Below are 13,538 nucleotides of genomic sequence, written 5' to 3'. Positions count from 1 at the left end.
CGATAAGTATTCGTTATTCAGTTGTTGTAAATTTGCCTTTTATGAAACTCCAGGTTCTTTGACCATCTTTAAGAAATGTGTCCACACGATAGGATGGCGATCGGGATTGTTTCAGCATCTAAAGATGATTGTTAGTCAATAGATGCCGAAACAAGAATAGATCCCGGGTCAAGCCCGGGATGACATCTTCAGAACGACATCATGCTGTAAAGCGACTTTTGAAACAGCCTCTACTGTTTAAATATCCTTGCGAATTCCTAGCACCTTGCGGTTGAAACCTGACGCCAGGGAGGTTTGTAAGAATGTTATGCACCCGAAATATTTCGTAACTGTATTTTTACATTTAAAATTTTCCATTCAATATTTTATATTCCCCGAAGGGGACCCTCAATCACCCACCAGGAGTAGGAGTCCGGCGGCAATGTAACGGTTAATGTCACTTCGTAGTTGCGGTTAAGGGTATAACTTTTTACCGGTCCTTCTTTTTCGCGGATGCGCGCTGTTTTGGTGAGTCCGGTATAATACAGCGGAACAGAAATTTCCCGTTTCATAGGCTGGCTGGTTGGGTTAAACAGCATCAGCAGGCCTTTTTGTTTTAAGGCAGGGTTTACATGCAGCCACCCATCCCAGTCGCGCCCATCGGCACGGCGCAGGTGAATAAGATCTGCATTCAGGATCTCCCGGTATTTTTTGTACCAGGTGATCACTCCCGCAACGGTTTGCCGCGTTGTTTCCGTATCGTACAACCTGGGGCCGCGGTAGCAGGCCTGTACACCGGCGCCATAATATTGCATCATCAGTTGCTCGTAATCTTTCAGATGTTCCGAAAGTGGTTCCAGCACGGCCTCGGGTCCGCCGCCATGGTAGCGGGTTAGCGGTACAAATCCCCATCCCATCGAAGGCGTTTTTTCCCAGGTGCCGTCAAAAATATTCTGGCGGTTCAGGATCTTTTGCTGTTCCCGTGGGAGTGAAAAATTACCTTCGCGGTAACCAAGGGCAATCTTATTGGTGCCATCCAGGAAATACCAGTCGGGGGCATTGATATAAACGCCGCGGTTGTTGAGCCAGTGATACAATTCTTTTTGGATCTCGATTTGTTTCCATTGGCTGTCATCCAGCCCTTTGTGCCCCGGGTGTGTAACAGAGGCACAGCGGTCGCCGGGGTAAGGACCGTCATTTTCCCAGATGTCGAACCCGGTAACGGTATAAAACTGTTTGATCTTATCACGATAATTTAAGCCCCACTTACTCCCAAAGCAGGGAGCGTTGCCAAAAAAGGCACCACCGGTTTTGCCGGTCAGGGGGTTAATAACATCATCCGTTTCGCTGATCCTGCGCGAACTGAAGAGTGAGTATACACCAATTTTTATCCCCTTCTGATGGGCATAATCTGCCAGGGCCTTACAACGGGCCAGGTTGGCTTCCCTGTTGTCCTCCATGTTGATATGACTGCCAAAGCTCAGGATCAATGCCTCATAACCTGTCTGCACACACTGGTCAATTGCATTTCTTACTTCCGCATCATTTTTGCTCACAACGTGCATAAATATAGGATTGGCCGTAGTCCAGGGCGCTACCGTACGGTACATTTTCTGGATGGCCATGCCCCGGCGCTGCCGGTCGTACCGATCCATGGCCAGCTCGTAGGTTCGTATCGATTTGAAGCTATCGCCCGGAGCCAGATCAATGCCCGGGCCGTATTCCGGGTACACTTCCAGCAGGCAGGGTGTTTCATAATTATAGTTAACCTGCGATGTATAGAGGCTGTCGGTTTTCCAATGGGTGGTCTGATCGCTCAGGTCATAACGCATCGCATTGTTAAACGCATAATTGGACTCAATATATAGCCCCGACTGTTTTTTCATCTGCGTGGGACTGCCTACCACGGCGCTTTCTTCTTCAACCATTCCCAGGATTTCATTAACCACTTTGTTGATATGGACAGGCTGGCCAGACCGGTTATTGATCTGGAGCCATTTTACGATCAGCGGAAGCCCATCATAAAGTTCATAATTGATTTCAACCTCGATGCCCTTTAATTCAGGCAGGGGAGATCGGAAGTTAAACTGCAGCGTTTTTCCGGCAGCTGCCCGTTTGTTGGTAGCCCAAAACGGTGAACGGGGATTTAAATAGGGCGCCAGCTCCGTGATCTTGCTCGAAACGAATTCAAAATCCGAAGCTCCTTTTTTCAGTCCGTCTACCCAGGAGGGAAGCAGGTAGGCATTTTCTTTTTGCCCATATAGCCCTCCTACATTGTAGGGCTTGCCATTGATCGTTAGCCTTGCCTCTGCCTTCACCGAGCGGAGCAATTGCTGACCATTGATCTTGTTTTTATAATCGATGCACACAAGATTGGGCTGCAGGCGAAACCGGCGCTGCACCAGCCCATTATTGAGGACGATATCTCTTCCATCACTGCTTTTATAAACCACAGCTTTTGCTGTAACCGGCGTTACCAGCCAATCGTTCCCCGAAAAGCTATTTTTATTTTCTGTCCATACGGGGAGGGATTGTCCATGGATCGATGAGCTGGCAATGTGCAGGAAGATGCCTGCAAAAAAAATACGTACTGTTATTAAAGCAACGGTTTTGATCATATTTATTGTATTGGGCATTATTGTTGGAACCCGGCAAGATACGATAAAGCACGCCTGTTACAGCGTGCTTTTTATTAATTATTGAAAAGAACCGGGTTAGTTCAGTTTCTTCTTCAGATTTTCGTCAATAGCTTCCAGGAACTCTTCGGTATACAAATAGTGCTCACCGTGTGTTACTTTGGAGCCATGGATACAAACCGCCAGGTCCTTGGTCATTTTACCCTGCTCTACGGTTTCAATACAAACCGCTTCCAGTGCATTTGCAAAATCGATCAGCTCCTGGTTGGCATCCAGCTTACCGCGGAAAGCCAATCCTCTTGTCCAGGCAAAAATGCTGGCGATGGGGTTGGTGCTGGTGGGTTTGCCTTGCTGGTGATCGCGGTAGTGGCGGGTTACGGTACCGTGTGCTGCTTCCGCCTCCAGTGTTTTGCCATCAGGCGTTACCAGTACGGAGGTCATCAGCCCCAGGGAACCAAAGCCCTGTGCTACGGTGTCGCTCTGTACATCGCCATCGTAGTTCTTACAGGCCCATACAAAGTTGCCGTTCCATTTAAGCGCGCTGGCCACCATATCATCGATCAGGCGATGTTCGTAAGTGATGCCTGCTTTATCAAACTCGGCCCTGAATTCATTTTCATAAATCTCCTGGAAAATATCTTTAAAGCGGCCATCATATTTTTTAAGGATGGTATTTTTTGTAGAAAGGTACAAAGGCCATTTCTTGCTCAGCGCCATATTGAAACAGCTTCTTGCAAAACCTTTAATGCTTTCATCGGTGTTGTACATGCTCATAGCCACACCATCGCCTTTGAAATTGTATACCTCAAAAGTGTGTGGCTCACCGCCATCTTCCGGGGTAAAGGTCATGGTCAGTTTGCCCTTGCCTTTGATCACGGTATCAGTAGCACGATACTGGTCGCCGAAGGCATGACGTCCTACAATGATAGGGGCCGTCCAGTTGGTTACCAGGCGGGGGATATTGCTGATTACGATTGGCTCACGAAATACCGTACCATCCAGGATATTACGGATGGTACCGTTCGGGCTTTTCCACATTTGCTTCAGGCTAAATTCTTTTACACGCGCCTCATCCGGCGTAATAGTGGCACATTTGATACCCACGCCATATTCCTTGATGGCATTGGCAGCATCAATAGTTACCTGGTCATCCGTAGCATCGCGATGCTCCACGCCCAGGTCATAATATTTAATATCCACATCTATATAGGGAAGAATCAATTTGTCTTTGATAAATTTCCAAATAATCCTTGTCATCTCATCTCCATCCAGTTCCACAACCGGGTTGGCTACTTTAATTTTCTGGGCCATGATCTTATTTTGATTTTATAATAAAAAGTGACGGTCGCAAATCTAACGATTTAATAGAATTTTTTCAACAGAATTAGCGGTACATTTGCGTATGAACGCAACCCTAACCGATATTGATGACTTTGTAACCTTTCTGAGGCAATTTGTACTGCTTTCACCCGATGAAGTAAAACAAATTATGCTTCCTGCCATCCAGGTAAGAACCTTTAATAAAAAGGACATCCTGACCCGGGCAGGGGAGGTGGAAGGGTATATGAACTTCATCAAGAAGGGCACGTTGCGAAAGTATTATGTGCAGGACAAAGACGAAATTATTGTACAAATATCCATCGAAGGGCACCTGATCTCAAGCCAGGAATCTTTTTATACCCGTACGCCTTCCGAATATTTTATTGATGCAATAGAGCCCGCAACCGTGCTGAGCATGCAATACCAGGCATTGGAGCACGTATTTGCCTCCAGTCATAATATGGAGCGTCTGGGGCGCCGGGTAACCGAGCATACGATGGTGCTGAAAGACAAATGGCAGTTTAGCCTTATCCGGCAAACTCCCCGCGAGCGCTTCCTGAGCTTTGTAGATAAATACCCCGAAATATTGCAACGGGTACCTCAAAAATACCTGGCTTCCTATCTGAATATTAAACCCGAAACCTTTAGCCGGTTTAAGCATCTTACGCGGCAAAAGCATTAAAACTCCGGTCAAGGGATCTTTTTTATCATTTTTTTACATCCGGAGAGAAGGTTGCCATTTTGATCAATTTTTATTGTATATAAATAAATTTATGTATTTAGTTACCAGTGTTTTATGATAATAATGTTGTAAAAACCTCTTTTTAAACGGTCATTTCATATTAATGAAAATGTCTATTTTGTGCATTAATTGTGAACAGTTGTTAGCGTTTCTGCTTGGATTTTCTATAAAAACACCTTACCTTTGCATCTTTCTTGCGTTTCTGGTTTGGCAACCAGTTCGTGTAATTCAGTAGAACAGGCCGGGAGGCCGTTCAAAAAAAGTTCACAGTTTCCGCATGGAAACTGCGTTCAAACTTCCACTGAAACAAATTCTTTGGAAGCTATTGTTTAACTTAAACCTGTTACATGAAGAGAGTTATAATCTTTGTAACCGCAATGGCCATTTCCCTGGCCGGCTTCTCCCAAAACGGAGGAGGAACCAATGCAAAAGCATCATTTTACAGCAAAAGTTTTAATGGACGTAAGACCGCTACCGGCGAAACTTACTGGGACCATCTTTTAACCGCCGCTTCTAACATTTATAAATTGGGCACTCGTTTACTGGTGATAAACAAGAGCACTGGTAAAAAGGTAGAAGTAGTGGTAAACGACCGGATGGCGCCTCACATAAAGGGCCGGGTTGATCTCAGCAGGTCTGCATTCCAGAAAATAGCTTCCGTTCATTCGGGTGTGGTTCCTGTAAAAGTCTATGTTTTAGACGGGAAGGACCCTGATAACGATGATAAAACACTGTAAGGGTTGAAATTTTTTTATATCAGCGACCGCTCTCTTTTGGGAGCGGTTTTTTTTTTGCTGTTGCAACCTCATTATGGGCACTATTTTGGCTGATACCCGATCTCCCTGAATACCCATTCCATTTCAAGATCTTTTTTATCCAGGTAGTCGGATAGCTGGTATCGGGTCTCCTCATCCGGCATTACGCCCCGGCCTTTTGCAGACTGGGAACCCGGTACCACAATCGGCAACAACCCCTGTCTGAATTTTAGTTTTGTATGCTTCAGCATGCCTGTATAATAATATACCGCTGTGCCGCCATGGCTGCCGCCCCCCGTTTCGCTGCCCACAAGCGTTACATTCTTTAATCCCTTTAGTCTTGCAGGCAGCATACTGGCCGCAGAAAAACTGGCGCCATTGATCAATACATAAATCTTATCCCTAAACCCGAAACTGTCTGCCGGCAGCACTGGTTTGTCCAGATCGGCAACTGCACGCCGGTAGCCTGCATCATGCTTCATTAAGCTATCCATCACGGATCCCGGTTTTGAAGCTCCGATCCGGATCAAATAGCTGGGAGTGTCAATTAAGAAGGCATATAATTTTTTTAAATGGTCCAGATCGCCCCCGGGGTTATTCCGCAGATCAATGATCAATGTGCCCACTTTTTGCTGAGCTGCAGCTTTAAAAGCCGATCTGTAAAATTGATCCTGGTCGTTTTTTGCAAAGCGTCCTACGGTAAGTACCATCGGTGCACCCGGTCCATTTATGCGAAACTCATCATCAAAATTTTTAGAGGGGTCTTCATTTTCAAAAGCCAAACCGGCTTCCGGTCTCCTTGTGATCCGGTGGCCAGTTGTTTTGCCATCCTGGCGGATCAGGTAGCGTACCGTGTCTCCATAGTCGAAGGCCATTCGGGCGGCATTGCAAAACTGGCCATTGTTAAGCAGCTGGTATTTGTAGGTGGTGTTATATCCATCGGAAGTCATATAGGTGCTCAATAATTTCCGGATGATTTCTGAAGCCGGCCGGCCATCAATGGACAAAATTTCGGCACCGGGCCTGATGGTTGTGTCCCGCGAATAATTTTTATACAAGAGCAGTCGGTTGTCGATGATCTTTAGCCGCAACTGCATAATTGGGCGTACATAATCTTCATTGTAGGGGGCTACATCGGCCGCCTCCTGGCCATCAATAAAGGAGATATCCTGCGTTAACTCTATATGCCCGTCACCAATCTGGCTCAGCACCGCCATAAGGGGGGAGCGGAATTGCAGGCTGGTAAGCGGGGTTGTAAGCCCGAACTTTAAGCTATCGAACTTTTGTTTTAATTTTTCCGGGGAGATATAAGCATAAAGGTTGGGGTGATTTTGATTCAGTACCCGGTATACAGTGTCTACATCAGCTTTGAGATCAGCCGGGGCATGTTGCGCTGCCAGTAATTGATAAAGGACTTGCTGTTGTTCGGTCCGGTTTGGCTGCTGTGCATAAAGAAGTGAGTTCCATAATAACAGTAGCAGTACAGCAGTGTATTTTATCATTTTATTTTGGTTAAATGCAGCTTTTGATGAAAAAAGGATTTGTTTTACCAGACTACTTCGTCTTTGCTCAGTATAAATATACAAATCTCCCGCGGGATCTTTATCCCGTTGCCGCCTGGTTCCTGTTAAAACAAGGCTAAACCTTCCCGGTTTTTTTCTACTTTTACAAGCCGGAAAATTTACACCTGATTTATATGACCATACCAGGCGTTTACACATTGTTCAATAAGACCATCAGCACCCTCACTGTGTATGATATATTGAAACATACGCAGGGTGCCGGTTTTATGGAGGCCGGTGATCTGCGGGATATCTACCCGGTCTCATTGGAGCTTAATACCGGCGTATTTACCAAAAGCAGTTCTACAACCAGCTTTCCGGGAGTGGCGGTTAGCCAGGCGGATAATTCCCTGGTAACCTCCTGCCCCTGCATTAACGATACCGGCCGGCTCTGCATACACCAGGCAACCGTTATTTACTGTATCCTGGAACAAAAAAATTACCGGGTATTCTTTGATCCGGAGCTCCGGCGCCAGGTTTTGTTACCTGCAGCGAAGCGGTATGGCCTCGAAAGCGAACCAGACTTCGACCATTATTTTCAGCTGACATTTCGCGATGCCCGGCTCCATATTGAAGCCAGCATTAAGGAGATCCTTCCAATTGATGAGCCGGATTTTAAAAAAGCCCTGCTGCCTCAACGGGGATCTGGTATAAAAGACCGGGCTGCAGCGGATGCCGATAGAAAACCGATCCTGGTGCTCACCAAACATCGCTACTCCAATCGACTGAACCTGCTGCTGATGGAAGCCGGCCGTACCCAGACCGGGAAGATCAAAAGCCCCGTTAGTAACCTGGATCCGCTGCAATACATCTGGAAGACGGAAGATGCGGCGACAATTAAATTTTATACGGCCATCACCACTTTTCAAAATAAATACGCGGACTTGAACGGTATTATGGAACTGGAAGCATTGAAGCAGATTGTTCAAAACCCGGTGGAGCTGGAGGTATACCATCACAACCGGGAGGTATCGGAAACCATTGCAGCCAAATCCCTGCAGCCCGTCAGCCTGGAAATATTAAACGCCGGAATACAGCTGATGGTATTCCGGAAAAAACCATTTTACGAAATAACCGGTGAGCTGCTGTTTGATGATGGAACACTCCCGCTAAAAAACGCAGTGATCCGGGATGCGTATTTTTTATGCCACCGGGGCAGATGGAGCCTGATCGCCGACCCGGATCTGCTTCGCTTGGTTCAGTTTTTCAAAGCGCATAATGAGCGTCTGCTGATTCACGCTTCGCAATATGAAACCTTTCTCCAAACGGTGCTGGGGCCTCTGGAGCAACGGGTACATATCCACTACAGCTATATTCATACGGCAACACCGGCGCAGCTGGCCGAAAAATCCTATCGTACCGAACAGATCGTTTACCTGCAGCAGGAAGGTAATTTTGTTGCCATTACTCCTGTAATGAAATACGGCCCGGTAGAAGTGCCGGTGTACTCCCGGAAACAGTTGTTTGATACCGACCAAAATGGAAATACGTTTAAAATTGAGCGCAACCAGGAGGCCGAGATCCGCCTAACGGCATTGATAATGGAGCAGCATGCCGATTTTGCAAAACAGATCGAAGCGCATGAATACTTTTATTTGCACAAAGACCAGTTTTTAGATGATCAATGGTTTTTAAAAGCCTTTGAAACATGGCGCAAAGAGGGTATTACCATACTTGGTTTTAATGAGCTAAAGAATAATAAGCTCAATGGTCACCGGGCAAAAATAACCATTGAAGTTAATAGCGGTACCGACTGGTTTAACGCCCGTTTAAAAGCCTCCTTTGGCAAACAGCAGGCTTCATTAAAGCAGTTGCACAGCGCCATCCGCAATAAAAGAAAGTTTGTACAGCTGGATGATGGCACCCTGGGCATCCTCCCGGATGAATGGATCGGTAGGCTGACGCGGTATTTCAACGCTGCAGATATTGATGGGGAATTACTGAAAATCCCCAAAATCAGCTTTATCGAAATACAGGATTTATTTGAGGCGGAAGCCCTCAGTGAATCCCTGGTAACAGAAATCGAATCGTATACCCGCAGCTTTTACGGCGTTGGGAAACTTCCTGATACACCCGTTCCCGCAGACTTAAAAGCCGGGCTGAGAGATTACCAGCTTGAAGGATTGAACTGGCTGTGCTTTTTGGATCAATTCAATTTTGGCGGATGTCTTGCAGATGATATGGGGCTGGGGAAAACCCTGCAGATTATTGCGTTCATTTTATCGCAACGCGAAAAGTATGGACACCAAACCAATCTGGTGGTGGCGCCTACTTCCTTATTATTTAACTGGCAGGAGGAACTGCAAAAATTTGCGCCCTCGCTGAAAGTAGGGCTGCACTATGGTGCAGAACGACAGCGAACGGTGGATGCCCTGAAGGGCTATGAAGTAGTATTAACCAGCTATGGAATGATGGTTTCTGATATCCGGCTTCTGAAAGCATTCCGGTTCAATTATATTTTCCTCGATGAATCGCAGGCCATCAAGAACCCCGCTTCAGAACGGTATAAGGCGGCCCGGCTCCTGCAATCGAGGAATAAAATTGTACTGACGGGCACACCCGTTGAAAACAACAGCTTCGACCTGTATGGGCAATTATCCTTTGCCTGCCCCGGGTTGCTGGGGAGCAAGCAGCATTTCAGGGATATCTATGCTATACCCATTGATAAATTTGAATATAGCAAACGGGCTGTAGAGCTCCGGCAAAAAATACAACCCTTTATTTTGCGGAGAACAAAGAAACAGGTGGCCAGGGAACTGCCGGAAAAAACGGAAATGGTCATCTATTGTGAAATGAATGCGGAACAGCGCAGGGTATATGACCACTACGAGCGGGAACTGCGGGAATTTATTTCAGCAACTGATGAGGAAGCCATCCGGAAAAACAGTATGCATGTGCTGACGGGTTTAACAAAGCTCCGGCAGATCTGTAATGCGCCGGTATTGCTGAAGGAAGGCCATTCCGGAGCACACGCTGTTAAAATTGAGGTATTGGCGGCGCAGATCGAAAGCAAATCCAAAGAGCATAAAATCCTGGTGTTTTCGCAGTTTGTGGGTATGTTAGATCTGATTAAAGCGGAACTGGAACAGCGGAACATTGCATTTGAATACCTGACCGGGCAAACAAAAGACCGGGGCGATAAGGTTCATCATTTTCAGACCAATGAAAGCGTGCGCGTGTTTTTGATCAGCCTGAAAGCAGGAGGGGTGGGTTTGAATCTTACGGAGGCGGATTATGTATACCTGGTAGATCCCTGGTGGAATCCGGCAGCTGAAAATCAGGCTATCGATAGAAGTCACCGCATTGGCCAGACCAAAAACATCATTGCGGTGCGACTTATATGTACCAATACGATTGAGGAAAAAATTGTGCGGCTTCAGCAGAAGAAAAAACAGCTGGCGCAGGGTTTAATTACAACAGAAGCCTCTTTTTTCAAAACCTTGTCAAAGACAGAGCTCTTGAAGATTTTGTAGATGCCACTGAGGCACTGAAGCACAGAAGGATTTTCTATACTCGATTTTTACTGAAGAAACCCGTTTAGCAATTTGCCAATCTCTGTGCTTCAGTGGCAACTACGGTCACATACCTAAACAATGAGACTATATTGCTTCGTGCTTCTTTGAACCTTCGTGATTTTGCGGCATGTTCGCCGCTGAGGCCACAAAAAATCCCCGCTCCCAAAGGAGCAGGGACCTATAAAAACTAAGATATGTCCTATGCGTTTCTGCCGATGCAATTCAGATCGGTAAAGGCTTCTTCCAAACGTTTTACAAAAGTTTCCTCTCCCTTGCGCAACCATACGCGGGGATCATAGTACTTTTTGTTGGGTTTGTCCTCACCTTCGGGGTTGCCCAGCTGGCCCTGCAGATAGGCTTCGTTCTTTTTGTAGTAATCAAATACGCCTTCAGCAAATGCCCACTGCATATCGGTATCCAGGTTCATTTTGATGGCTCCGTAACCGATAGCTTCAGTGATCTTGGCTTTTTCGGAACCGCTGCCGCCGTGGAATACAAAGTAAACCGGCTTGTCGGAAGCCGTGCCAAATTTTTGCTGAATGAACTTTTGGCTGTTATCCAGGATAGTAGGAGTTAACACCACATTACCCGGTTTGTAAACGCCATGCACATTACCAAATGCCGCAGCAACGGTAAACAGGTTGCCCACCTTGCTTAAGGCTTCATAAGCCTGTGCCACATCTTCGGGCTGCGTGTATAGTTTGGAATTGTCAACATCTGTATTGTCTACACCGTCTTCCTCACCACCGGTAACGCCCAGCTCAATTTCAATGCTCATGCCCAGGGGCGCCATGCGTTTGAAAAACTCCACAGAAGTTTCAATATTTTCATTAATGGGCTCTTCACTCAGATCCAGCATGTGCGAGCTGTAAAGCGGCTGGCCTTTTTCTTTATGAAATTGTTCACCTGCATCAATCAGCGCACTGATCCAGGGTAACCATTTTTTAGCAGCATGGTCCGTATGCAATACCACGGGAACGCCATAGTACTTGGCCACGTTGTGCACATGCATAGCGCCGCTGATGGCACCGGAAATATTGGCTTGTAACTGGTCGTTCGGCATGCCTTTGCCGGCAAAGAACTGAGCCCCGCCGTTGCTGAACTGGATCATTACAGGAGAGTTCACTTTTGCTGCGGTTTCTAAAACAGCATTTACACTGTCGGTGCCCACTACGTTTACCGCTGGTAATGCAAACTTATTGTCTTTTGCGTCGTTGTAGAGGTCTTCCAGCTCTTTGCCAAATAAAACCCCGGCTCTGTATTTACTCATTCATTAAAATTTTAAGAACAACTGTATTTTTTGCTTTTCGAGGCGCTAAGTTAACTATTCCTGAGAAATTATCTACTATTTCCGCTAATTGTTTATTTTCTGTTGCTCCTCGACATGGGTTGAAAAACGGGCTTTTTAAGGGATCTCGTTTTTTCCTGGATCAGTTTCAGGTTTTCGCGGAGCATATATTTCAGGTGCAGTTTTAAGATCTGCCCCATCGAATTGCAACGGTTGAAGGCCGCAGTACGAAAATGCTGATTGAGTTGCTCCGCCAGTTGTTTTTGTTTTACAAGCGGGGAGATGCTGTCCCGCGACATGATATTGAGCAGCTCCATCAACCGGAAACGGCCGGCAGCCACCCTAAAAGCCATGGCCGATCGCTCTTCGGCTTTATATTGCTCAATAGATTCCTTATTCAGGTGACTGAGGACTGTTTGAACAAACCGGTTGTTTTCCTTAAAAAACTGCGGCATGTACAGACTTTTGCGCCCTTCATAACTTTGCTGGTCAAAGTCGATTGCCCGGATGCGGTACTGGTAGCCCTCTATATCTGGCGTACTCACAATAACAAAATTGTAACTGCGCATATCGCCCAGCAGGCGTACAAAACACCGCTCGTTGAATTTTACAAACTCCTTTGCAAAACGGGTTTTATTGGTTTCGGGCAGGTCCAGGTACTGGTTGAGGAATACATCCCCCGGCAAACCGGGAATATGTTCTTCTACCAGCGTACCGCCATCGGTATAAAATGTGATCCGGTTGGGGGAGAGGATATGCTCCATTTCCAGTCCGTAAATGCGGGAAGCATCCGTGATCTTCATATAATAGTGATCAAAATTGGCATTGAACTTATTAATGATGCGGACGCGGAAGGGCAGCGAATTGCCAAAATTGCAATAATCGATACGGGCCACGTCCAGCTGGTCGGCAAAACTCATATCACCCTCTGTTTTCAGGATCGCATAAATCTTTACCAACCCTTCTTTCAGAAAATCCCAGTCGCGCTTATCATAAATAGCCTTCTCCCAATGCGTATAATTGCCGTCCCGGTCTTTGATGGGGATGGACCAGGTAAAATTGAGCAGGTCCCGGTGCGACACCGGCAGTTTTACTTCCCGCCCCTGGTGCTTGAGGTAAGCCGAAAGCTCCGGGTTTACCGGGTACAGCAATTTTTTGCGCGATGGTTTGTCGTTCAGTTCGTTGATAAGCGATGAATCCATGGAGCAATTTAAAATAACCCATGTAAAATATCAAATTTTAAAGGATTATAACTCACTAACAGGTATCGCAGCCACATCACGATTCAGGTTATCGCGCATTACAGAGTACTCGGTTTTCCGTATTAACCGATAGTAACGGAGCCTATATTTTTGCCAATTTCTGTTTTACACCTATTTCCTGCTGAATATCATCCAGCCGTTTGCCTACGTCCTTTAGTCCGCTTTTTATATAGACAGAGATCTCTTTTATTGCTTTGGGATCATTTTTGTATTTATCGTACAGCTTATCTAAACCGGCTGTGAAAGCTTTCTTATTTGTAATAATAAATAAGGCTTCTAGTTCCTTTTTAAGCATAAAAATGATTTAATTAATATTTTTTATATCTTCCATCAACTCAAAGATCCTTTCAAGTAGAAATTTTTTTGTTCCTCTATGAAATCCGGATCGAGGTTGAATTTTTCTGCCACCGCGATAAATTTTTCCAACGCTCTTTTCTCCTCTTCAAGCAGCTGTTTGAGTTCATTTGCTGTCATTTTTC

General features: G+C 46.0%; 10 protein-coding genes. 3 read left to right on the top strand and 7 right to left on the bottom strand.

What is annotated here, in order from left to right:
• Positions 1 to 365 precede the first annotated feature (365 nt).
• Positions 366 to 2,597 (bottom strand): alpha-amylase family protein, encoded by a 2,232-nt coding sequence (locus GGU45_RS20750; RefSeq protein WP_435228056.1) that lies wholly within the window; start codon positions 2,595 to 2,597, stop codon positions 366 to 368.
• Between the two features lie 96 nt (positions 2,598 to 2,693).
• Entirely contained in the window at positions 2,694 to 3,926 is a 1,233-nt protein-coding gene (locus tag GGU45_RS20745) for an isocitrate dehydrogenase (NADP(+)) (protein WP_435228054.1), read from the bottom strand.
• A 91-nt stretch (positions 3,927 to 4,017) separates the two neighbouring features.
• Here GGU45_RS20745 and GGU45_RS20740 point away from each other — a divergent pair, with 91 nt between their 5' ends.
• Positions 4,018 to 4,617 (top strand): Crp/Fnr family transcriptional regulator, encoded by a 600-nt coding sequence (locus tag GGU45_RS20740; RefSeq protein WP_435228052.1) that lies wholly within the window; start codon positions 4,018 to 4,020, stop codon positions 4,615 to 4,617.
• 407 nt (positions 4,618 to 5,024) lie between these two features.
• Positions 5,025 to 5,414: a septal ring lytic transglycosylase RlpA family protein gene (locus GGU45_RS20735; RefSeq protein WP_435228050.1), complete on the top strand. Its 390-nt coding sequence runs from the start codon at positions 5,025 to 5,027 to the stop codon at positions 5,412 to 5,414.
• A gap of 80 nt (positions 5,415 to 5,494) precedes the next feature.
• Here GGU45_RS20735 and GGU45_RS20730 read toward each other — a convergent pair whose 3' ends face one another.
• On the bottom strand, positions 5,495 to 6,934 hold the full coding sequence (locus GGU45_RS20730) for a S41 family peptidase (RefSeq protein ID WP_435228048.1): 1,440 nt from the start codon (positions 6,932 to 6,934) through the stop codon (positions 5,495 to 5,497).
• A gap of 194 nt (positions 6,935 to 7,128) precedes the next feature.
• Here GGU45_RS20730 and GGU45_RS20725 point away from each other — a divergent pair, with 194 nt between their 5' ends.
• Positions 7,129 to 10,467, top strand: a complete 3,339-nt coding sequence (locus GGU45_RS20725) for a DEAD/DEAH box helicase (RefSeq protein WP_435228046.1) — start codon at positions 7,129 to 7,131, stop codon at positions 10,465 to 10,467.
• 241 nt (positions 10,468 to 10,708) lie between these two features.
• On the opposite strand, the gene fbaA is transcribed toward GGU45_RS20725, so the two are convergent.
• The 4 genes from fbaA to GGU45_RS20705 all read right to left on the bottom strand — a co-directional run bounded on the left by fbaA (position 10,709) and on the right by GGU45_RS20705 (position 13,533).
• Positions 10,709 to 11,779, bottom strand: a complete 1,071-nt coding sequence (fbaA, locus tag GGU45_RS20720) for a class II fructose-bisphosphate aldolase (protein WP_435228044.1) — start codon at positions 11,777 to 11,779, stop codon at positions 10,709 to 10,711.
• Between the two features lie 92 nt (positions 11,780 to 11,871).
• Positions 11,872 to 12,999 carry a hypothetical protein gene (locus GGU45_RS20715; protein WP_435228043.1) on the bottom strand — a complete coding sequence of 376 codons (1,128 nt, stop codon included), beginning with the start codon at positions 12,997 to 12,999 and terminating at the stop codon, positions 11,872 to 11,874.
• A gap of 142 nt (positions 13,000 to 13,141) precedes the next feature.
• Entirely contained in the window at positions 13,142 to 13,354 is a 213-nt protein-coding gene (locus GGU45_RS20710) for a hypothetical protein (protein ID WP_435228041.1), read from the bottom strand.
• A gap of 35 nt (positions 13,355 to 13,389) precedes the next feature.
• Positions 13,390 to 13,533 (bottom strand): hypothetical protein, encoded by a 144-nt coding sequence (locus GGU45_RS20705; protein WP_435228039.1) that lies wholly within the window; start codon positions 13,531 to 13,533, stop codon positions 13,390 to 13,392.
• Positions 13,534 to 13,538: the final 5 nt, after the last annotated feature.

The organism is Niabella hirudinis (genome assembly GCF_051201075.1).
Lineage (GTDB): Bacteria > Bacteroidota > Bacteroidia > Chitinophagales > Chitinophagaceae > Niabella > Niabella hirudinis.
The sequence above is the reverse complement of the archived record's forward strand: the minus strand, read 5'-3'. Positions and strand labels throughout refer to the sequence as shown.